The following is a 22,227-nucleotide window of genomic DNA, read 5'->3' as shown; positions in this document are numbered from 1 at the left end:
GGGACAAAATGGGGAGATTGACGATGACGAACGGGGTGGGAAGGATTGCCTCCTTCGGCCTGCTGGTAGGGATGATGTCGAGCGCCGCCTGGGCTGCGCCTGCCTCGCCCCTGCTGCAACTGAGCAAGCCGGAACTGAGGGATGCGCTGCGGAGCCGTTACGACACGGCGGTCGCGGCGGTGGGGGACGCCAGCGTGCGCACTTCGCAGGACAGCCGCTGGACTTGGGCGGTCGAAGCCAAGAACCAGTGCGGCATCGCCATCGGTTTCATCAAATCCGGCACTAGGGATGCGGACAGCATCAACAAGTGCGACGACTTTGTGGCACGCCTTTCGGCGCCGCCACCGCCGCCGGTGTCGGCCGCAGGTTCAGCCCCACCCGCGCTGGACTGCACGGCACCGGCGGTGTCCATCTTCTTCGACTGGAATATGGACACGCCCCTGCCGGAGGGCGCCGCTACGGTAGGTCAGTTGACGCAATCGGCCGCTCAGTGCGGCTGGAAGCGCTTTGGCGTCACCGGTTACACCGATACGTCGGGCAGCAATCGCTATAATGACGGGCTGTCGCTTCGCCGTGCTCAGAATGTCGCGGGACTGCTGGGCCAGGGCGGCATCGCGGCGGATGCCATCACCGCCCGCGGCTTGGGCGAAACCCAGCTGAAGATCGAAACCGCCGATGGCGTGCGCGAGCCGATGAATCGCCGCGTCGAAATCACAGCCAGCGCGAATTAAGGGGGGAGGCGAACATGACATTGATGCGCAAGACATGCGGCAGCCTGATCGCCCTTTGTGTGGCGACGATGGCGGGGACGAGTTGGGCCCAGACCACGGACCTGAAAAGCGCAATCGCTGCGGCGATCGACAGCCATCCGGAAATCAACCAGGCGATCCAGAATAAGGAAGCCATCGAATTTGAGCGCGAGCAGGCCAAGGGGCTCTATCTGCCGCGCGTCAGCATCGAAGGGTCGGCGGGCGTTCGGCGGCTGGAAAACGCCACGCGCCGCGCAATCGGCATTGAGGACCAGACGCTCTGGCCGCTTGAGGCGGGGCTGGTAGCGGAAGAGACCCTTTTTGACTCGGGCTATCGCAGCGCGGAGAAGCGGCGCCAGGCGGCCCGGATCGACGGCGCCGCACTGCGGGTGGGCGAGCGATCGCAGTTCGTGGCGCTGAACGTTACACGGCAATATCTGGACTATATGCTCCAGCAGCGGGTGGTCGCGGCCGCAGAGGACAATATCGCCTTCCACCGCAAATTGCTGGGCGATCTGGGCGAAGGCGTCAGCAAGGGTTCGATCAGCATTGCTGACCAGCAGCAGGCCGAGGAGCGGCTTCAGGCAGCCTTGGTCCGCAAGAGCGAGGCAGAGCAGGACCTGACCAATGCGGCAATCAGCTTTCGGACGCTGACTGGCCTGTCGATCGATCAGGTGAGCATGCCCGATCCGGTCACGAGCGCTGTGCCGCCGACTTTGGACGAGGCCATCGCGGCTGCGCGCACCCATAATCCACTCATCCGGGAAGCCGAGGCCGATATTCAGGCCGCCCATGCGGTGGTGGATGAAGCCAAGTCAGAGCTTGGGCCGACGGTGACGCTGGAAGGGCGTGGCCGAGTGGGTGAAGATGTCGATGGCTTCAAGGGCAGCACCAACGACGTGCAGGGCCGGGTGGTCATGCGCTGGCAGCTGTTCAACGGCGGCATCAACCGGGCGAAGGTGCAGGAAATGACCCGCCGGGCGAGCGAAGCACGATTTCGCCTGAGCCAGCGTCAACGCGAGGCGGAAGATGATGTCCGCACTGCGTGGAATCGCTGGGACACGGAAAAGAAGCGCCTGACCGACCTGTCGCGTCAGGGCACCGTGTCGGACTCGCTGCTGGTCTCCTATCGCGAGCAGTTCAATGTCGGACGGCGTTCGCTGCTGGACGTGCTGGACAGCCAGAACACACGGTTCAACACGCAGGTTCGCGGCGAAACGGCGCGCTTCTCCGAAATCTTCGCGCAATATCAGATCCTCGCCGCGACCAATCAGTTGCTCGACACGCTGGGGATCGCGCAGCCTTCGGGCGCAAATCCTTATGCGCGTAAGAAATATGATGTTCCGGACCTGCCGCCTGCCGAATTGCAACGTCGGCGCTATCCGGGCTGAGTATCCATCTTTGGGGTCATTCCGGCGCAAGCCGGGATGGCGCGGGGTAAACAATGTTGGAACGAAGCACGCTTAGCTTGGCCGAATGGCTGAGCCATCAAGGCACGCCCGGCGATGAGCTGGTCGATTGCATCGCCCATGTGGCGCGGCATTTCGACCGATCGCCGGGGGTCGTGGGGCTCCGCGCGGGGCTGGCGGTCGATGAATCGGGGCGCTTGCCCTTTCATCAGGCGGAATCGGCTCTCGATCAGATCGGGTTGCTGACGGACCATGTTCGGGGCCGGTTGGACAAGTGGCGGCCGGGCAATCTGCCTGCCATCCTGCCGCTGCGGAATGACCGTTTTCTGCTGCTGCTGGACGTGCGCCAGGGGGATGCACTGGTGCAGCTGCCCCATGCGCCCGAGCCCGTTTGGGCGGCGATCAGCGACCTCGACGGCCATTTTACCGGCGAAGCGCTGGTGGTCATGGCCGACCATGGCCGAGAGCGGGCTGAAGAACGTCCTTGGGACGAGCGGGCGCGGCAGCATTGGTTCTGGCGCGAGGTGTGGCGGGCGAGGGGCTCCTTCGGATATGTGATGCTCGCAGCCGCGATCATCAACCTGCTCGCCTTTGCGCTGCCCCTGTTCACGATGAACGTCTATGACCGGATAATCCCGAACAAGGCGGCGTCCAGCCTTTGGGTGTTGGGCGTTGGCGTGATGCTGGCCTTCAGCCTCGACTTCGCCCTGCGACTGGCGCGTGCAAGGCTTGTCGATGAGGCAGGGCGCGAAATTGACGAACGCCTGTCGCAACGCCTGTTCGAAAAGGTGATGAATGTGCCGCTGGCGAGTCGTGCGGGCAGCACGGGGGCGTTGGCGCGGCGCGTGTCCGAATTTGAATCGGTACGGGAATTCTTCACGTCCACCACCGTCGTTTTGGCGATCGACGTGCTGTTCCTGTTCTTCTTCGTCGGGATCATTGCGCTGCTGGGCGGCTGGCTGGCCGTCGTACCAGTCGTGATGATGGGGATCATGGCGGCCGCTGGGTTCTTTCTGCAGCGGTCGATGGCCCGGCTGTCGCGCGACGCCCAAGCCGACGCCAGCCTGCAGAATGCGGCCCTGGTCGAAGCGATCGGGGGCATCGAGACGCTGAAGGCTTGCCGCGCTGAAGGGCGCGTACTCGAGCGCTGGCGGCGTTATGCGCGGATGAGCGCGGCGACGCAGGAGAAGCTGCGGCGGTTGAGTTCGACGAGCGTCACTCTGGCCGCGCTGTGCCAGCAGGTGACGAGCATCGCACTGGTGATCGGCGGCTTCTACATGTTTGCGGCGGGCAGTATTTCGATGGGCGCAATCATCGCCATCGTCATGCTGGCTGGTCGGTCGCTCTCGCCAGTGGGGCAGCTTGCCTTCGTGATCGTCCGGGCGCGGCAGGCCATGACCACGCTTGGTAGCCTGCAGACGCTGATTGATCAGCCGGACGAGCGGCTCGACGGCGCACGCGGCATCATCCCCAAGATCCGGAAGGGAGCGATCGTTGCCAAGGATCTGGAGTTCGCCTATCCGGGAGCAAGCCAGCCGAGCCTTCGCGGCATCAACCTGAAGGTCGAACCCGGGGAGCGGATCGGGATTATCGGCCGGGTAGCGTCTGGAAAATCGACGCTGGGCCGAGTGATCTGTGGCCTTTACCCGCCAGCGGGCGGCGTGCTGACCATCGATGACATCGACAGCCGCCAATATCATCCGCACGAGTTGCGCTCCGCCTTCCGGTATGTGGGACAGGATGCCGAGTTGTTCAGCGGATCGGTGCGGGAGAACCTGCTGCTCGGCGCACGCGAGGCTGATGATGCGAAGCTGCTTGAAGCACTGGAACGTTCCGGCGCGTCCCGCTTCTTTGGTCGCGACGCCGCCGGTTTCGACCTGCATATCGGCGAGCGCGGCAACCGCCTTTCAGGTGGGCAGCGCAGCTTCCTCGTACTGGCGCGAGCCTTGGTCGAACCGGCCAAGCTGCTGTTTCTGGACGAGCCGACGGGGGCGATGGACAATCAGACCGAAAATCTGTTCATCGATCATCTGGAAAAGGCGCTGGAGCCCCAACAGACGCTGATCGTCTCCACGCATCGTCACGCATTGCTGCGGATCGTCGATCGGTTGATCGTGATCGATCAGGGTGTCGTGCTGGCAGACGGGCCGCGTGACGAGATCATCGGCCATCTTCAGCGCGGAGCCGGGCAATGAGCGCGCTCGTTCGCAGCGTGGGTATGGCAGCGCCGGTAGCGCTTGCGGTCACGATGGCGGCATATTGGCACGGAGGTCAGCCGCGTCCGGCGGTACAGGCAAAGATCATGGAGGCCGCTCCAGCGATTCCCGGTAAATATCTGGCGCTGGTTGCCATGACCGAGAAGGTTGATTCGGCAGCGGAAGGTGAGAAGGCGCGGGAGGAAAATCAGCGTCTTGGTTTTGCTGGGGGCGATATCGCTGCGGCCAAGCCATTCCGCGCTCTGGGGGGAGCGGGTGAGGATCATGATCGCGCGCTGCAATGTCTTACGCAGGCCATTTATTATGAAGCTGCGCATGAGCCCGAAAGTGGCCAGCGGGCCGTCGCCCAAGTTGTGCTGAACCGCGTGCGCCACCCCGCCTTCGCCAAGACGGTGTGCGGCGTGGTGTATCAGCGGTTCGACGCTGCCGTTTGCCAGTTTAGCTTCGTGTGCGACGGCTCGCTCGCGCGGCGGCCGTCGCCGGCCCTCTGGGACCGGGCGAAGCGGATCGCCACGGATGCGCTGGGAGGGCGGGTAGAGAAAGACGTCGGCACCGCGACCCACTATCATGCCGATTATGTTTTTCCGCGCTGGGCGCCCCATCTGGCGAAGCTGATTCAGATCGGCGCGCATATCTTCTACCGCTGGCCGGGCGGGTGGGGCCAGCCGAGCGCCTTTTCGGGGCGGTATGCGGGGGGCGAAAACATTCCGGCATTTGATCCGTCGCGGTACGCCGCTGCGCCTGCGCCCGTGATCGATTATCCCCCGGTCGCTGCCCTTACGGAGCGGCGCGCGGTCAATGATGTCGGGGGGCGAATGGACCCGACCAAAGGGTGGAAGCTATCGATTGCCGATCCTTCGCCGAGCGGCGGCGCATTGGGCGATATGCTCGCCCGCCAGGAAAAGGTCGCGCCGATCACGCTGGCCGCTGACGACCATAATATCCAAGGGGTGCAACCATGATTTCGCGCTGGATCAACTGGCTGCGAGGGCAACCGGGCAACAAGCAGGTCATTCTTTACAGCGGCGGCGGCATGCTGGTCTTCTTGATGTGGGCCAGCCTGGCACCCGTCGATGAGGTGACGCATGGGCAGGGGCGGGTGATCCCGTCCAGCAAGGCGCAGGTCATCCAGTCCGCTGAACCGACGACGATCGAGGAAATCCTTGTCCGATCGGGCCAGAAGGTGAGCAAGGGACAGCTTCTGGTGCGCCTGGACGACGCCATGCTGGCATCGGAACTGGGGCAGCTTCAGGCCGAAACCCGCTCGTTGACGGCGCGGGCGGGTCGGCTGGAGAAGGAGGGCACCGGCGCGGGTGCGGCTTGCATGACAGGCGGACCTGAATGCCAGCAGGAACAGGCGCTGGCCGACGTGCGGCAGTCGGCATTGCGGAGCAAGCAGGACGCCATGTCGGCGCAGGTTGAGCAGCGCCGACGTGAGCTGGGCGAAGCGCAGGCGACGATCGCGAGTCTTTCCGGCAGCGTACAATTAGCGCGGCAACGCGTGTCGATGCTGGAGCCTCTGGCAGCGAAATCGATTATCCCGCAGACAGAATTGCTCGACGCCCGGCGAGAGCTGGTGGATGCGCAGGGACGGTTGAACGCGGCGCAGCAACAGGCTTCGCGTGCCTCCGCGGCCATCCGCGAGGCGCAGGCGCAACTATCCGAAGCCAATTTCCAGTTTCGCCAGGATGCACTTAACGAACGCAGCCAGTTGGAAGCAAAGATCGCGGTGAACAGTGAATCGCTGCGGGGCGCCAAGGGGCGGGCGCAGCGGGCGGAAATTCGCTCTCCGGTCGATGGTGTCGTGAATGACGTTCAGGTGACGACCATTGGCGGCTTCGTCAGTCCGGGGCAGAAGATCATGCAGATCGTGCCGGTGGGCGACAAGTTGCTGGTCGAAGCGCGGGTAAAGCCCAATGACATCGCCTTCATCAAGACCGGCGACCGCGCCGTGGTGAAAGTCACCGCCTACGACTTTTCCATCTATGGTGGGCTGACCGGCACGGTGCAGCAGGTGTCGGCCGACAGCGTCTATGATGAAGCGACGCGTGAAGCCTATTTCACCGTGGTCGTAGAAACGGATCGGGCCTGGTTGGGCTCGGGCGCGCACAAGCTGCCGATCACGCCGGGCATGGTGTGCGACGTGGAGATACTGACCGGCCGGAAGTCGGTGCTGGCCTATCTGCTCAAGCCGATTATGAAGGCGCGGTCGGAGGCATTGCGGGAAAGGTGATCACCCCGCCCTTCGCCGTGCGCTTGCCATTCGACAGGCTCAGGGCACTAAGGCGGCGAACAGTCAGCGTGCGGCGAACTGCACCGGCTGCGGCTTGGTCACGCGGTAACCGTGTGTCCAACGGCCATAGGCGTTAAAGCTCAGGATTGGCCGGTAATCGCTGACCTGCGACGAAGGGAGCACCTTGTCAGTCATATTGTCCAGGATCATGAGTTCATTGCCGATCCGCACTGCCAGCACCGCATGATCAGCCTGGCGCGCTAAATCGCGGGCAATGACGAGGAACATGGCGCGGCGATCGAAGCCAACCGCTTCGAGCAGCTTCATCTTGGCGATGGCATAATCTTCGCAATCGCCCGCGCCGCGGAGCAGTGACTGGTTGGCCGGTGCCCAGCTGTCACCACCCTGTCGATCATCAATGAAGCGCAGCCGCTGGTTGACCCAGCGGTTGATCATCTCGATCTGCTGTTGCCCGCCCGCGGCCTGCGCGGTGTGGAGGATGTTGCCCCACAGGCCCTTGCGGGTCAGAGGCTGCGATATCGAAGCCCATTTGCCGTCGAGCACCGTATGTCCGATCGGCAGCGCGACCGATCCGAATATATCGGGCTGACCCATGCGCGGCGCAGGCTGGTCGGAGAGCGGAGTCGGCCGTATTGATGTCAGGAAAGCAGTGGGACGCGGCCCCGGTGTCGGCACGAGGCCGCGCATGAAGGCTGGCGTCAGATCGCGCTGGCGGTAGTCGAGACCGGCGACGGCTATTGAGAGTTGTACGCCCTCCAATCGCCAGCCGGGCAGCTTGCCGAGGAAGTCGCTAATTCGCCGGTCATTCATGACCGCCGCCGGGGTGGGCGACACGCGGATGAATGTGGCGGGCACCGCACCACCCTGCTGCGCGCTGATCGCCGCAAGGCGGCTCATGCCTCCAGCCAAAAGATTTGCCGAGTTGCGGTCGGAGGGGGAGTAGTTAGCCTGGCTCTGGCCTGCATAAGGCGTAGCCGGCAGGGTCAGAGGAGCCTGGGCGCTGGCATGACCGCTCGCGCCCGCCAGCAGCAGCGCCGGGGCAACCAGCAGGGCGGAGGTGCGAAGGAATGGGACGAAGCCTGACATGCTTCGCACCATCCCGCAGAAAATTGAACATAGGGTGCGCCGCCCTGGTTAACGAGGCGATAGGCATTAATGTAGGAAATCAGGCGTCTATCGCCTCTTCATCGACCGTCGCAGCATTTTCCTGGATGAAGGCGAAGCGGTGTGCGGGATTGGTGCCCATCAGCCGTTCGACAAGTTCGCGCACCTGTTGCCGATCCTCGACATCGTCGGGAAGGGTAATGCGGATCAGGCCGCGCGTCTTGGGATCCATAGTGGTTTCGCGCAGCTGCATTGGATTCATCTCACCCAAGCCCTTGAAGCGGCTGATTTCGACCTTCTTCCCCTTGAACTCCTTGGCGAGCAGTTGCTCGCGATGGGCGTCGTCCTTGGCATAGAGGCTCTTGCCTCCGGCGACGAGGCGGTAGAGCGGCGGCTGCGCGAGGTAGAGATGGCCGCGCCGCACCAATTCCGTCATTTCCTGAAAGAAGAAGGTCATGAGCAGCGTTGCGATATGCGCCCCATCCACGTCGGCGTCGGTCATGATGACAATGCGTTCGTAGCGGAGATTGTCAGGATTGCAGTCCTTGCGCGTGCCGCAGCCGAGCGCGAGGATCATGTCCGCAATTTCCTGATTGGCGAGGATCTTTGCGTTATTTGCCGACGCGACGTTCAATATCTTGCCGCGCAGGGGCAGGATCGCTTGCGTCTTGCGGTCGCGCGCCTGCTTGGCCGAGCCCCCGGCCGAATCGCCTTCGACCAGGAAGATTTCAGTGCCTTCAGGATCGTCGGTCGAACAGTCGGTCAGCTTTCCAGGCAAACGGAGCTTGCGCGCGCTGGTCGCGGTCTTGCGCTTGACCTCTTTTTCCGCCTTCCGCTTGACGCGTTCATCCATGCGGTCGATCACATAGGCGAGCAGCGCCTTGCCGCGTTCCATATGATCGGACAGGAAATGATCGAAATGGTCGCGCACCGCATTTTCGACCAGCCTTGCAGCCTCGGGACTGGTGAGTCGGTCTTTGGTCTGGCTCTGGAACTGCGGGTCGCGGATGAAGACCGACAGCATGATCTCTGACGAGGTCACGATGTCGTCGGCGGTAATGTCCTTCGCCTTCTTGTTGCCGACCAGTTCGGCGAACGCCCGAATGCCCTTCACGAGTGCGGCGCGCAGGCCAGTTTCATGGGTGCCGCCGTCCGGCGTCGGGATGGTGTTGCAATACCAGCTGTAACTGCCGTCGGACCAGAGCGGCCAAGCGATCGCCCATTCGACGCGGCCGGCGGTGTCGGGAAAATCCTGGCTGCCGGAGAAGAAGGCGCTGGTCGCACATTCGCGCGTGCCGACCTGTTCCTTAAGATGATCGGCAAGACCGCCGGGGAATTGGAAGACGGCGTCGGCTGGCGTGTCGTCGCTGATAAGTTCGGGCGCGCATTTCCAACGGATTTCGACGCCTGCGAACAGATAGGCTTTGGAGCGTGCGAGGCGGTAAAGCCGGGCGGGTTTGAACTTCTGCTCGCCGAAAATCTCATGATCCGGGATGAAGCTGACCGATGTGCCACGCCGGTTGGGAGCGGCTCCGACCTTTTCCAGCCCGCTGGTGGGTAGCCCTTGGGCGAAGCTCTGGCGGAACAATTCCTTGTTGATGGCGACTTCGACGACGGTGACGACCGACAGGGCGTTGACGACACTGATGCCGACGCCATGGAGACCCCCCGAGGTTGCATAAGCCTTGTCGGTGAACTTGCCGCCGGAATGGAGCGTGGTGAGAATGACCTCCAGCGCCGACTTGCCGGGGAATTTGGGATGGAGACCAACGGGGATCCCGCGACCGTTGTCCGTGATGGTCAGTTTGTTGCCGGGTTCCAGCGTGACCTCAATCCGGGTTGCATGGCCCGCGACCGCTTCGTCCATGCTGTTGTCGAGCACTTCGCTGGCAAGGTGATGCAGCGCTCGCTCGTCCGTGCCGCCGATATACATGCCGGGACGGCGGCGCACCGGCTCCAGTCCTTCGAGAACTTCGATGGAGGATGCATCATAACCGGAAGAGGAGAGCGGCTGGCTCGCGAACAGATCGGACATGCGCACAAGCTATAAGGGGGTACGCCGTCTGTGCAAGCGGGAGGGGCCGGTTCAACGGTGAACCGGCCCCAATTTAATCTGGTTAAACCTTCGCTCGAAGCGAACAGATAGGGAAGTTTACCGCACCCTCGGGCCGCCGAATGGCAGCGGCGGGGGCGGACGGCGGGTGCCGCGGGGCAGTTGGGCCTGATAGGCCCGGCCACAATGTTCGACGCAATAGGGGAAGCCGGGGTTCACCGCTTCGCCGCAGAAGTGGAAATCGGGTTCGCCCGGGTGGCCCATCGGCCATTTACAAATGCGTTCTGTCAGGTCGAGCAGCGTCGTCTTCCCCGCGATTTCGGGGCTCGGCTTAGCAGGCACCAAGCGGCGCGGCGGAGCAGGCGGGATGGGAGCCTGCTGGTCGCCCGGGCCCTGACGCAGGAAGCCGCCGGGGCCGACTGAAATGATGCGCGGCTGCGGCGCGGCAGGCGGAGCGTCCGCGGCGGGCGCAGCGAATGAAGGCGCAGGGGCAGCAGCCGGGGGCGCAGCGCGAACTGGCGCGGGCGCACTATGCTGCACAGGCGCGGGCTTGGGCGCTTCGGCCTCAGGCGACGGCGTGGCTTTGCGCACTGGAGCGGCCTTCTTCGGCGCCTCGTTGGCTTTCACGGGCGAAGGACGCGACTGAAGGCCAAGGCGGTGCGCCTTGCCGATCACGGCGTTGCGGCTGACTCCACCCAGTTCGTCCGCGATCTGGCTGGCGGTCAGGCCCTTTTCCCACATTGCCTTGAGCTGGTCGATACGCTCGTCGGTCCAGGACAATGAATGACTCCTCGAATTCTTAAATTTCGCGCCCTATATGGGGCGCGCCTGCACAGGTTCAAACCCGTGCACAACGCCCTTGCGGCACATCCGACCAGCCGATAGTCGATCCAAGCATGAACGACCAGTCCCAATTTGCAGCTTCTTCCCGGACCAGCCCCGCTTTTCACAAGCCGGGCGAGCTTGTCATCCGCAATGTGAACTGGGCGGGGACGCGCGCCCTGTACCGGAAGGAAGTGCGGCGCTTCATGAAGGTGCAGCTCCAAACCATATGGGCGCCTGCCGTCACGACGCTGATGTTCCTGGTCATCTTTTCCGTCGCGCTCGGCGGGGCCGACCGGCGAGTGCTGGGCGTGCCCTTTGCCGATTTCATCGCGCCCGGCCTGATGATCATGGGCATGATGAACAATGCTTTTGCCAACAGCAGTTTTTCGCTGCTCGCGGGCAAGATGCAGGGGACGTTGATCGATTATCTCATGCCGCCCTTGTCCAACAGCGAATTGCTGCTGGCGCTGGTGGGGGCTGCGGTGACGCGCGCTTTCTGCGTGGGGCTGGCGCTTTGGGGAGCGATGGCGCTGTGGCCGGGCGTGCATGTGACGCCTGCACATCCCTGGGCGATTGCCTGGTTCGGCCTGATGGGCGCGGCGCTGACAGCCTTCATCGGCGTGATGACATCGATCTGGGCGGAGAAGTTCGACCATGCCGCTGCGATCACCAATTTCGTGATCGGGCCAATGACCCTGCTGTCCGGAACCTTCTATTCAATTGATAGGCTTGCGCCGGTATTCCAGGCGATCAGCCATGCCAACCCGTTTTTCTATGCGATTTCCGGTTTCCGCTATGGCTTTGTCGCGGCGGCGGATGGGGATGTGGTGGTGGGAAGTGTGGTGCTGCTGGGGCTCAACATGGCGCTGGGCGTGCTATGTTATGTGCTGCTGAAGCGCGGGTGGAAGTTGAAGGCTTGATCCACACAGTTTTTTGGTGACCGCACTTGGTTGGCTGATCAAGTCAATCCTGCCATCACAGGCACCACTTGCGTGATCAGGAACAGCAGTCCTGCCGCGATCACCCAATGTTGGAGGCGGGGAAAGGCGGGCCCGTCCCGCCTTTCCTCCGGCAATGTAGCCATCAGGCGATGCCCTTGCCGCCTACACGTGTGAGGGCGAAGCCTGCCGTTTCCGCTTCGCTCCGCGGGTAGATATTGCGTAGGTCGATCAGCAGCGGCTTGTTCATCGAGGCTGCCAGGCGCTTCAAATCGAGTGCCCGGAAAATATCCCATTCAGTGACCAGCACTAGCGCGTCCGCTTCCCTAGCGGCTTCATAAGCGTCCTTCACCATCGTCACGCTGGGCATCATCGGCTTGGCGACTTCCATGCCTTCGGGATCATAAGCGACGATCCGGGCGCCTGCATCTTCCAGCGCTTGCACGATGGCGAGGCTGGGTGCATCGCGCATGTCATCGGTGTTGGGCTTGAAGGTGAGGCCCAGCAGCGCGACGGTTTTGCCCCGCGCTTCGCCGCCAAGAGCTTTCACGATCTTGCGGCCCATGGCGCGCTTGCGCAGGTCGTTCACCTGCACGACCGTTTCGACTATGCGGATTGGCGTGTCATAATCCTGGCCCGTCTTGACCAGTGCAAGCGTATCCTTAGGAAAGCAGGATCCGCCATAGCCGGGGCCGGCATGCAGGAATTTGCTGCCGATGCGGTTGTCGAGGCCGATGCCGCGCGAAACGTCCTGCACCTCAGCGCCGACCGCTTCGCACAGGTCGGCCATCTCATTGATGAAGGTGATTTTGGTGGCAAGGAAAGCGTTGGCGGCATATTTGATCAGCTCTGCCGTCCGCCGGCCGGTGAACATGACCGGCGCCTGATTGAGGTTCAGCGGACGGTAGATCTGCGCCATGACAGCGGTTGCCCGCTCATCGCCGGTGGTGCCGACGACAACGCGGTCGGGCCGTTTGAAATCGCTGATTGCCGCGCCCTCGCGCAAAAATTCAGGATTGGAGACGACCTGGATGTCGAGGTCGGGGCGGGCTTCGCGCACGATTCGTTCGACTTCATCACCAGTGCCGACTGGAACGGTGGATTTGGTGACGATGACAGTTGGACCATCAACGGTTTCTGCGATCTCGCGTGCGGCGGCATAGACATAGCTGAGGTCTGCGTGACCGTCGCCCCGACGCGAGGGCGTGCCCACCGCAATGAAGATGGCGTCTGCGCCCTTCACCCCGGCGGCGAGATCCGTGGTGAAGGTCAGGCGGCCGGCCGCGGCGTTGTTGGCGACAAGCTGATCCAGGCCAGGCTCAAAGATCGGCATGCGACCGGATTCGATCGCATCAATCTTGCGGGCGTCCTTATCCACGCAGCAGACGTCATGGCCGAAATCGGCGAAACAGGCGCCCGAAACCAGGCCTACATATCCCGTGCCGATCATCGTGATCTTCATAAAACTACCCGCAGCCTCGCTGGAAAAATGAAAGGTTGACGCGGCCCTAGCATAGGTCATTGCGCGTGCGAAAGCGCGCGTCGGAATTACCCCTATGTTCAGGGGATGGTTACGATTTGCTGGCAGGGGGTAGCCTTAAAGGCTCGCATCAGGGGGCAAAGATGAAAGTTGCGGTGGTATTCGGGACTCGTCCCGAAGCGATCAAGTTGTTTCCGGTCATTCATGCGTTACGTGCGCGCGATAATGTGGACGTACGCGTCATCGTGACGGCGCAGCATCGTGGACTGTTGGACCAGGTGCTGGAAATTGCGGGTATCAAGCCGGACATCGACTTGAACGCGATGATGCCCAATCAGACGCTCGATGGGCTAACCGCCAAACTCATTGTGGAGCTGGGCAAGGCGTTCGATCTGGAAAAGCCCGATCGGGTGCTAGTGCATGGCGACACGCTGACCACCATGGTTGCCAGCCTCGCCGCCTATTATCGCCAAATTCCCGTTGGCCACGTCGAAGCCGGGCTACGGAGCGGAGATATCTATCATCCCTGGCCTGAAGAGGTGAACCGCCGCGTCGTCGCGTGCATTGCGGACATGAATTTCGCGCCGACAGATGCAGCCGCGGCGGCGCTCTTAAGTGAAAACCGCGATGCCCGGGGTATCCATGTTACCGGCAATACGGTGATCGACGCGCTGTTGGCTACGCGCGAGCGGATTGGCGCGATGCCCTCACTTGCGCAGGGACTGGACGATCTAGCTGCGCGATTTGCCGGGAAGCGGATCGTTGCAGTGACCAGCCACAGGCGTGAGAATTTCGGCGGAGGCATGGAAGCGATCGCCCGTTCCATTGCGGACATAGCGGCGCGACCTGATGTGGCGGTGATCTTCCCCGTCCATCCCAACCCCAATGTGCGGCCTGTGATGGAGGCGGTGTTGGGCGGACTGCCCAATGTGGCGATGATCGAACCGCTGGATTATCCGCATTTCGTCCGGCTGCTGGATATGTGCCATCTGGTCCTCACCGACAGCGGCGGGGTTCAGGAGGAAGCGCCCTCGCTGGGTAAGCCGGTGCTGGTGATGCGCGAGACGACCGAGCGGCCGGAAGGCGTCGCCGCCGGGACGGCGAAGCTCGTCGGTACGGATCGGGTGCAGATCGTGAGAGAGGTGCTGGCGCTGCTGGACGACGAGGCTGCATATGCGGCGATGGCGCGGGCGCATAATCCGTTCGGCGATGGCCACGCGGCGCAGCGGATCGCGGCAGTCATCGCTGCTGATGGAGCACGGGCCGAGGGGCTGGATCAAGCCGCCTGAACCGAAGCCCTCGCTTGTAAGCGGGATTGCTCCGCACCTGCATTTTGCACTGCCGCCTTCGCGTCCATCCGAAGAATGGAAAGCCGTTACCAAAATCTTCAGCATTTCCTTGCAGAAACTGGCGGCAAATCATCGGCTTCCAGGATCATTGCATGCCCATCGACAAGCAGCAGACGGTTTCGGTCATCGGGCTCGGCTATATCGGCTTGCCGACCGCCGCTCTGATCGCGCGGGGCGGGGCGCAGGTCGTCGGCGTGGACGTCAGTGCTCATGTGGTCGAGACCGTCAATTCCGGCCGTGTCCATATTGAGGAAGTCGATCTCGACGGTTTGGTGCAGGGCGTCGTTGCGCGAGGCAATCTGCGCGCCAGCCTGACCGTCGAGCCTAGCGATGTCTTTATCATAGCGGTGCCCACTCCTGTTTCAGAGGACCGCGCGCCCGACATTTCCCATGTGCTGAAAGCCGCACGCACCGTCGCTGACGTGTTGAAGGCTGGCGATACGGTGATCCTTGAATCCACCTCGCCGGTGGGCACGACCGAAGCGATGCGCGACCTGTTTTCTCAGCTGCGCCCGGACCTCAAGATGCCGGGGCAGGGCGGAGCGGGCGACGTCGCTATCGCCTATTGTCCCGAACGCGTTCTGCCCGGCCGCATCCTGGTCGAACTGATAGACAATGATCGCTGCATCGGCGGCATTACCCCACGCTGCGCGCGCCGGGCGCTAGCCTTTTACCGCCAGTTCGTCCGGGGTGCGTGCATCACCACCAATGCGCGTGCGGCAGAGATGGTGAAGCTGGTCGAAAACAGCTTCCGCGACGTCAACATCGCGTTTGCCAACGAGCTTTCCGTCATCGCCGAAGGCATGAATATCGATGTGTGGGAAGTTATCCGGCTCGCTAACCGTCATCCGCGGGTCAACATCCTGTCTCCGGGCCCCGGCGTCGGGGGCCATTGCATTGCCGTCGATCCGTGGTTCATTGTCCATGGCGATCCCGAAAACAGCCGCCTGATCCGTACAGCGCGTGAGGTGAATGACGCCAAGACCGACCATGTGGTTGCAAAGGCTTCCGACCTGATCGATGACTTTCCAGGCGAAGAAATCGCCTGCCTCGGCCTAGCGTTCAAGGCGAATATCGACGACTTCCGCGAAAGCCCAGCAGTGAAGGTCGCCGCCCGGCTTGCTCGTCGCTATGGCCGGCGCGTCAAGTTGGTCGAACCCTATGCTCATGATCTGCCGATGGAATTTGCAGGCACTGGCGCGGAGTTGATCGATCTCGATACGGCTCTGGAACAATGCGGCGTTTTCGTCATTCTAGTGGATCATGACATGTTCGCATCAGTCCCGGTGGACGAGCGCGTCGGCAAGGCCGTCTATGACACGCGCGGGGTTTGGCCCGACCAGCCTCGCCGGGTTGCGCACGATCAGCCGGGGCGTATCGCGGTTTGACAGAGTAGGGCCCCGTCCAAACTGGTTTGCCCGTAGTTGCCATGACCTTTCTGCCTCGTTAACCCCGCGCAAGGTGTCCGCCGCTTGGCGGACAGCCTGAAAAGCGTGGGGAATTTAGAGCGGACATGGACAGGCCGAGCGACAGGATGAACCGGGCTCTGGCCGTCGCGACGGTCTGCGCCCTGCTCAGCGCTTGTTCAACGGCGGCCACTGTCCCAAGGGGAGATGCGGCCTATGTGGTGATCCCGCCAGCCCAGGCCTTGGGGGCCGATTACCGCATTTCTTCCGATGATGTGCTGCGGATACAGGTTTTTCATGAGCCCGGCTTGTCGCTTGAGGATGCGCAGGTCACCGCTGCGGGAGTGGTGCGCATGCCCCTGATCGGCGATGTGCCGGTCGCTGGGCTGTCTGCGGGCGAAGCGTCCGATGTTATAGCGGGCAGGCTTGGTGAGCGTTATCTGGTCTCGCCTCAGGTCACGATCTTCGTGAAGAAAGCGGTAGGCCGGCGCATCACCGTCGATGGCGAGGTGCGCGAACCGGGACTGTTCCCGGTCGATGGCCGCATGAGCCTGCTGCAGGCAGTCGCGCTGGCGAAGGGACCGACCCGCCTCGCTCGTATCAAGCAGATCATTGTTGTCCGGCAAACGGATGGTGATCGGAAGGCGGCGCTGTTCGATCTTTCGGCCATTCGGAAGGGTGAGGCGCCTGACCCGGAAATCCTGCCCGGCGACACCGTTATCGTCGGATTATCGCGTGCGAAGGCTATACTTGGCGGCACCTTGTTGGCGCTGCCCGCAATCGGCGCAGGCTTTGTTGCGCTCGATGGGGGGCGCTGATGGCAAGGCGCAGCATCCGCATCGATAGCGATTCTCCATCGGGCCGGATAGAGAGCCGAGCGGCGCGGATAGCCCCGATGGCGCGCGCGGGTTGGACGGCGGTGTGGCGGAACCGCATCATCCTGTTCGTCACCATGGCGCTGTGCGTACTGGCGGGAATCGTCTTCATCCTGCTTTCCACGCCCGATTATCGTGCGACAGCATCGGTCGAGGTGGAGGATGTTCCCGCGGGCGCTGCTGGGGCTGGCGCGACTCAGAGGCAGTTGACGGCCGCGGACAATGAATCGCTGATGCAGACCGAGTTGGAAGTGCTCCGCAGTCGTGCCCTGGCAGAAGATGTGGCCCGCGAGCTGGCGTTAGTAGGCAGCCGCACCTTTTTCGATGGAATGGATGAACGCCGCCCCGACCGGGGATCGACCATGCTCAATCAACGGCAAGTGGAGACAGAAGCAGTCATCCGGCTGCTTCGGGACAATCTCGACGTTGAGCTTCCAGGCAAAAGCCGAGTCATCCGCATCAGCTTCACCAGTGCCGACCCGGTCCTGTCCGCCCGTGTTGCCAACAGCTATGCCGACAGCCTGATCAGGGCGGACTTGAAGCGAGGGTTTGAATCGGGCGTTCAGGCACGACGCTTCCTGCTGGGCGAGTTGGATGGCGCTCGCCGCGATTTGGAGCATGCGGAGCGAGATCTTGCAGCTTATGCCACGCAGACCGGCGCCTCGGCGGGCGCTGCCTTGGCTGCAAGAGGCGATGGTACGGCTGGTGCGGAAGGGACCACCACCACGCGCCTGGCGCAGTTGAACGCCTTCCGCGCGCAGGCGATCGCCGACCGGATTGCCGTTCAGAAACGCTGGGAAAGCGCGCGCCTTTCCAGTGTGGAGACACTGCCTGAAGTGTTGAACAATGGCGGCATGCAACAGCTGATGGCGCAGCGGGCCCAGGCCCGCGCTGAGGTCGTCGAGGAACGGCAATTCCGCAAGGATGCGCACCCCGAAATGCGCGAGGCGCGGGCCCGGCTCGCCGCGCTGGATGACCAGGCCGAAGCTATGGCGAACACGATCCGCGCATCGCTCCGGGAGCAATATGAAGTCGCTGTTCATGGCGAAAAGCAGATCGAGGCGGAGATTGCCGGGGTCGAGAGGCAGGCGCAGGCCGAGCGTGGACGAGGGGTGCAGATGAGCATCCTGGAGCGCTCGGTCGATACTTATCGCTTGTTGCACGATAGTCTGCTGCAGCGCTATCGGGACATGGCTTCCCAAGCAGGTTTCCAAGCCGGACGGATACAGCCGCTGGATCGCGCGGCCGTTCCTACGCGGCCGTCTTCACCCCGCATTGGCGTCACGATGCTGCTGGCATCGCTGGGTGGGTTGGTGCTGGGCCTGCTGATGGTGGCGGGGCGGCATGTGTTCGATGATGCGGTCACGTCGGCGGACACGCTGGCGGAGCGCGCCAATCTGCCTTTGCTCGGCACTGTGCCGGTGACGGACAAGCCTGCAGCGGAAACCTTTGTGCCGATCGCTTCTTCGCTGCTGCTTGCTTCTTCGGAGGGTCTGCCCGCATCGATCCTCGTGACAAGCGCTCAGGAAGGCGAAGGGAAGTCCTCGACAGTACACGCGCTGGCGCTTGCCCTGGCGAAGCTCGACCGGCGCGTGCTGGTGATTGATGCCGACATGCGCCGCCCGCGGCAGCATGGGCTGTTCCATGTCACACCCGAACGCGGGATCAGTGAAGTGATGACGGGACAAGCCAAGGCGGAAGATGTCATCGTCGATAGCGGCGCGCCTGGCGTTTCCCTGCTCCCCAGCGGCGCGATTCCGCCCAACCCGGCGGAACTGCTTTCGACACCCGCTTTGGATGTCTTGCTCGCCAGCGTGCAGGGGCATTACGATACTGTCCTCATCGATGCGCCGCCCATTCTTGGCGTGCCTGATACGTCACTGCTCGCAGCCAAGGTGCAGGCGGCTGTCTTGGTAGTCGAATGGGGCCGCAACCACCACGGCGGGCTCCGTGTGGCCGTCGATCGCCTGCGCCGCGCAGGTGGCGCAATCATCGGCGCGGTATTGACGAAGCAGCAGGGGCGGGCGTTCGAATATGATTATCGCCGCGGTGGGTAACGAAGTTTGATGACCGGCTGACCCGCGGTGACGGTCGGGGTATTGAGGCTTCGTCCCGGCGCGGCGCTGGCATTTCTACGCCGCTGCATGACATGGTGATCGATCAGTCCGGGCATATTAGAGGCCATATCGCCTTAGACCTTCGATGCGGTGGGACAGACGGTGATATGGCGATCAGATAGGTCATCAACCTGCAAGATCGAAAGCGCGATCTCCTCCTACTTGTGCCGCATTAGGAGGACGACCGCGACCAATCACCCGAGAGGCGCATAAGTGTCACTTCATCCGGGCCTTCACTGCGCCAGGCCGCCAGAGCAATGGCGAACAATGAGCGTTTTCGTCCGCTCGTGGGCTGGAGCTGACAGCCACAGCCCACCTGGGACCTATTGACGCAGCCTTTCGATTGCCTGCGCGAGCGCGACGTAAAGTTTACCCATGTCGGACGACAGAACTGCAACGCCAAGCGCATTGCCATCTCGCGCCGAGAGGATGATCCGCAACATCGATTCGAAATCGTGGATGTAGCGGTTCACATGTTCCTGGAAGTCGGAATCATTGTCGTAATGCAGGGCGATCTCGCGGGACTCGCCTGCGTCCAGCAGCTTGACCGCTCGCCGGGTGAAGACGCCGCGATCGCCTTTCAGATAAGAAGCCCAGGCAGAATCGGTGACATCATTCGACAGAATCTTCGTCACGTCGATCGCGGTGCTGTTGAGCGATTCGATCAGCAGAGCCGAGCGGCGCGCGAAATGGTCGCGGTCGCGGTCTTCAGCGGCGCGTTCGGCTTCCTCGATCCGCGATTGTACGGTGGCGCTGGTGTCGGCGATCGTCAGCAGCTGGCGCGTGAGTCGATCGGATGCCTGATGCGCCGCCCGGACGGCTTCTTCGGCGACTTCGGCGAGTTTCTGAATCTGGGCCGTTACCTTGTCATCAACCGCCTGCTGAAGCGCTTGCTCGCTAGCCTCAGCCAGTGATTGGGCCGCATCCGGGATAGCGCGACCAAGGGCTTGGCGGGCGCGTTCGGCTGCCTGGTCAGCGGTATCCTTGACGCGGAGCAGGGCGGTGACGAGTAAGGGCCCAGCGCCTTCGGTGATCCGCGTTGCGTCCTGGTGCGCGTTGTCCAGCGCGGTGCGTAGTTTCTCCACCAGTTCACGATTGGCTTCGACGCCGCTTTGCGTGCTTTCGAGCCATTCGGTCAGACGCCGGCCCTGACCGCGCAGTAGCTCTTCCGCCTCCTGCGTTCGGCCAACCAACGCCTCGGAAATGGCTTCAAGCCGCTCCATTTCGGGGGCGGCGCTGTCCAGCAAGGCTCGGCTGGTGGTAATGCGCGTGTCGAAGCGCTGCAGCGCGGCCGGGAAAGTTTCGTCCAGTTCGCGGACGCTTGAATCCAGCGCCACGAGCAGCGTTTCGGCACAGCTGATAAGCTTTTCCGCCGTGACTCCGCCCGCTGCCAGGGCGTCGTCGATCCGCTGGGTCTCGGAGGTGAGGCGCGACAGGGCATCGGTAAGCCGCTCATTGCGAGACAAAGCGCTTTCTTCCATCGCGGCAAAACGCGACTGCGCCGCATCGATCGCGTCCCCAAGCGTTGCATGCAGCCCGGATACGAGCGTTCGCTGCCCTTCAATCAGGTCGTTGATCTGGTGAAGACGGCTTTCAACCTCGCTCATATGGTCAGAAACCGCCGTTACTGTTTCGTCGCCGATATTTTCGATATTGCCGCGCGAGCGCGCAACAAGTGCGTCCAGCGCCTCCGCCTGACGAGCAAGCCCTTCCTCGGTCAGCGCCACGCCGTCACGCGCACGGGCGAAGGCAGAATCGGTTCGTTCGCGCAGCTGAGCGTCGATTTCGTCAGCATCACGTGAAAGCGCGGCAAGTGCGCTCTGGCTGGTCGCAGCGATACCGGCTTGAGCGGTTTCAACCAGTGCACGAAGCGATTCGGCTTGGGCGGTCAGATCCCGATCTGCCGCAGCCATGCTCTGTTGAGCATAGGCAACCGTCGCCTCAAGGCGCTGACGCACATCACCCTCTACGCGGTTCAGGTCCTGCGTCAGCAGTTCGATCGTTGCTTCGGCACTATTGGTGATGCCTGCGCGCGCACGTCCCAGCAGATTGGCGAGAGTGCCCGCCTGGCGGTCCAGTTCGGCCGCGCCGTCCTGCATGGCCTGGCGAGCGCTTTGCGCCGTGGCGTCGATCCGGCCGGCGGCGATGTCCGCCATGCCGTTTACTTCCTCGGTCGCGGAGCGCGTGGCTTCCTGCAACTGCGTGAGCTGGCTCGACAGGCTCTTGGTTGCCGAGAGCGTGCGGGCGCGCGCGTCGTCGGACAGTTCGCCCAATGAATGGAGCCGGGCTTCAAGCGTATCGATCCGCTCGGCCAGCGCGTGGCCGTTGTCGATAATCTGCGCAGCCATGCGAGCGGCGCGATCCTCGAGCTCCGGCATGGAGGCGATGAGGGCGTCCATGCGGGCGACGAGAGCCGTCCCTGCACGCTCGGCAGCTTCCGCTTTTTCGGTCGTGCTGTGCGCTCTGCTGGCGATCAGTTCGGCCGACGCTTCCATATTGCTGCTGGCGGCCGCACCGTAGCTGTCGAGCAGTTCGGCCTGGTCGTGCATCGCCTGCCGTGCGCTCTCAAGTTGCCGATTGATGCGACCAAGCCGCAGTTCGAGCAGTTCCGCTTCGGTGCGCAAAGCGCGCGCGGTGTCCAGATAGCGGCGGGATTCTGCGCGACTGTTGCGGGCGATCAGCAGGTAGCAGACGCCCAGCAGCACGATGGGGACAAGCAGGGTGGCGACAAGGCCCGGCCAAGCGGCAGGTCCGCCACGCCATTGGCCCGCGCTGATTGTCGCCCAACCGGCAAAGCCCAGCCAGGACAGCGCGGCGAAGGCGAACAGCCCTTGGGTTTGCCGCGCCGCGCGCTCGCCATGTTCGGCGGCCTCGCTTTCCGCATCAAGATCCTGGACGGCCTGCTTCAACAGCAGTGCGTCATCCTCTTGCGACTCATCTGTAGTCGCAATGCTTTTGTCTCGCCAGAATTCGACGATGGTGCTGCCCCCGGTCATGACCCCATCCTATCATCTTTTCCGCTCAACAAAATGCCCTGTTACCAAAACTTAACGCAAGCCCGATAGCGTTGACCCCATGTCCTACGATCCAGGCGCCCTGAATGCCGCTCTTGCCGCCGCTGTCGGCGAAGATATCGCACTGATCGCAGACCTGCGCATCGCTTTCATGGAAAGCGCCGAACGTCAGCTGGACCTGCTTCGCAACGCGCAGGCCGACGCAAGCTGGGAACTGGCCTCTTGGCGTCTGAAGGGACTGGCGGCAAGTTTCGGCCTGACGCATCTTATGGCGCTGGCTGATGAGGCTGCGGACTGCGTGCGCGGCGATCCGAGGATCCTGCGTCAATTGCGAATGGCGATCGATCGTCTTCAGCAGGGCTGACGCGCAGCACGCTTGCGCGATGGCGGTAGCCTTGCGAAAAGGCGAGGCTCAACAAGAACGGGTCGGTTCCATAG

General features: G+C 62.9%; 17 protein-coding genes. 11 read left to right on the top strand and 6 right to left on the bottom strand.

The genetic code is table 11. From position 1 onward, the window contains the following. Positions 1–23 precede the first annotated feature (23 nt). Genes ACFO3E_RS19585 through ACFO3E_RS19565 form a run of 5 tightly spaced genes read left to right on the top strand, consistent with a single transcriptional unit; the run spans position 24 to position 6,607 of the window. Complete coding sequence (locus tag ACFO3E_RS19585; protein WP_082919625.1) at positions 24–731, top strand: OmpA family protein; 708 nt, start codon at positions 24–26, stop codon at positions 729–731. A 14-nt stretch (positions 732–745) separates the two neighbouring features. Then, positions 746–2,140, top strand: a complete 1,395-nt coding sequence (locus ACFO3E_RS19580; RefSeq protein ID WP_380807065.1) for a TolC family protein — start codon at positions 746–748, stop codon at positions 2,138–2,140. A 53-nt stretch (positions 2,141–2,193) separates the two neighbouring features. Beyond that, positions 2,194–4,353: a type I secretion system permease/ATPase gene (locus ACFO3E_RS19575; RefSeq protein ID WP_066527815.1), complete on the top strand. Its 2,160-nt coding sequence runs from the start codon at positions 2,194–2,196 to the stop codon at positions 4,351–4,353. Then, complete coding sequence (locus ACFO3E_RS19570) at positions 4,350–5,336, top strand: cell wall hydrolase (protein WP_380807063.1); 987 nt, start codon at positions 4,350–4,352, stop codon at positions 5,334–5,336. The genes ACFO3E_RS19575 and ACFO3E_RS19570 overlap by 4 nt, the downstream gene beginning before the upstream one ends. Continuing rightward, the gene (locus ACFO3E_RS19565; RefSeq protein ID WP_066527817.1) at positions 5,333–6,607 is read left to right on the top strand and encodes an HlyD family type I secretion periplasmic adaptor subunit; all 1,275 of its coding nucleotides are present in this window, start codon (positions 5,333–5,335) and stop codon (positions 6,605–6,607) included. The genes ACFO3E_RS19570 and ACFO3E_RS19565 overlap by 4 nt, the downstream gene beginning before the upstream one ends. A gap of 63 nt (positions 6,608–6,670) precedes the next feature. Here the strand turns inward: ACFO3E_RS19565 and ACFO3E_RS19560 are convergent, their stop codons facing one another. The 3 genes from ACFO3E_RS19560 to ACFO3E_RS19550 form a co-directional block, all read right to left on the bottom strand. Next, on the bottom strand, positions 6,671–7,714 hold the full coding sequence (locus tag ACFO3E_RS19560) for a transglutaminase-like cysteine peptidase (RefSeq protein WP_066527818.1): 1,044 nt from the start codon (positions 7,712–7,714) through the stop codon (positions 6,671–6,673). 79 nt (positions 7,715–7,793) lie between these two features. Further along, positions 7,794–9,767 (bottom strand): DNA topoisomerase IV subunit B, encoded by a 1,974-nt coding sequence (gene parE / locus ACFO3E_RS19555; RefSeq protein WP_380807059.1) that lies wholly within the window; start codon positions 9,765–9,767, stop codon positions 7,794–7,796. A gap of 117 nt (positions 9,768–9,884) precedes the next feature. Continuing rightward, positions 9,885–10,565, bottom strand: a complete 681-nt coding sequence (locus ACFO3E_RS19550; protein ID WP_066527822.1) for a GcrA family cell cycle regulator — start codon at positions 10,563–10,565, stop codon at positions 9,885–9,887. 116 nt (positions 10,566–10,681) lie between these two features. Here ACFO3E_RS19550 and ACFO3E_RS19545 point away from each other — a divergent pair, with 116 nt between their 5' ends. Then, positions 10,682–11,530, top strand: coding sequence for an ABC transporter permease (locus tag ACFO3E_RS19545; protein WP_380807056.1), 849 nt, complete (start codon positions 10,682–10,684; stop codon positions 11,528–11,530). Positions 11,531–11,568: 38 nt separating this feature from the next. Here the strand turns inward: ACFO3E_RS19545 and ACFO3E_RS19540 are convergent, their stop codons facing one another. After that, positions 11,569–11,694, bottom strand: coding sequence for a hypothetical protein (locus tag ACFO3E_RS19540; RefSeq protein WP_257784357.1), 126 nt, complete (start codon positions 11,692–11,694; stop codon positions 11,569–11,571). Continuing rightward, a complete protein-coding gene (locus tag ACFO3E_RS19535) occupies positions 11,694–13,010 on the bottom strand; it encodes a UDP-glucose dehydrogenase family protein (RefSeq protein ID WP_066527824.1) in 1,317 nt (438 codons plus the stop codon). The genes ACFO3E_RS19540 and ACFO3E_RS19535 overlap by 1 nt, the downstream gene beginning before the upstream one ends. A gap of 161 nt (positions 13,011–13,171) precedes the next feature. On the opposite strand from ACFO3E_RS19535, the gene wecB reads away from it, so the two are divergent. The 4 genes from wecB to ACFO3E_RS19515 all read left to right on the top strand — a co-directional run bounded on the left by wecB (position 13,172) and on the right by ACFO3E_RS19515 (position 18,715). Continuing rightward, positions 13,172–14,317 (top strand): non-hydrolyzing UDP-N-acetylglucosamine 2-epimerase, encoded by a 1,146-nt coding sequence (wecB, locus tag ACFO3E_RS19530; protein WP_066527826.1) that lies wholly within the window; start codon positions 13,172–13,174, stop codon positions 14,315–14,317. Between the two features lie 152 nt (positions 14,318–14,469). After that, complete coding sequence (gene wecC, locus ACFO3E_RS19525; protein ID WP_066527828.1) at positions 14,470–15,765, top strand: UDP-N-acetyl-D-mannosamine dehydrogenase; 1,296 nt, start codon at positions 14,470–14,472, stop codon at positions 15,763–15,765. A gap of 125 nt (positions 15,766–15,890) precedes the next feature. Next, positions 15,891–16,601, top strand: a complete 711-nt coding sequence (locus tag ACFO3E_RS19520) for a polysaccharide biosynthesis/export family protein (RefSeq protein ID WP_066527830.1) — start codon at positions 15,891–15,893, stop codon at positions 16,599–16,601. 77 nt (positions 16,602–16,678) lie between these two features. Further along, on the top strand, positions 16,679–18,715 hold the full coding sequence (locus ACFO3E_RS19515) for a GumC family protein (RefSeq protein WP_156518559.1): 2,037 nt from the start codon (positions 16,679–16,681) through the stop codon (positions 18,713–18,715). A gap of 383 nt (positions 18,716–19,098) precedes the next feature. On the opposite strand, the gene ACFO3E_RS19510 is transcribed toward ACFO3E_RS19515, so the two are convergent. Beyond that, positions 19,099–21,771 carry a coiled-coil domain-containing protein gene (locus tag ACFO3E_RS19510; protein ID WP_066527839.1) on the bottom strand — a complete coding sequence of 891 codons (2,673 nt, stop codon included), beginning with the start codon at positions 21,769–21,771 and terminating at the stop codon, positions 19,099–19,101. A gap of 79 nt (positions 21,772–21,850) precedes the next feature. On the opposite strand from ACFO3E_RS19510, the gene ACFO3E_RS19505 reads away from it, so the two are divergent. After that, positions 21,851–22,153, top strand: a complete 303-nt coding sequence (locus ACFO3E_RS19505; RefSeq protein WP_066527841.1) for an Hpt domain-containing protein — start codon at positions 21,851–21,853, stop codon at positions 22,151–22,153. Positions 22,154–22,227 lie beyond the last annotated feature (74 nt).

Origin of the sequence: Sphingobium tyrosinilyticum, assembly GCF_042654265.1 — a bacterium.
In the GTDB taxonomy this organism is placed as follows: Bacteria; Pseudomonadota; Alphaproteobacteria; order Sphingomonadales; family Sphingomonadaceae; genus Sphingobium; species Sphingobium tyrosinilyticum.
This window is presented reverse-complemented; position numbering and strand designations above follow the sequence as displayed.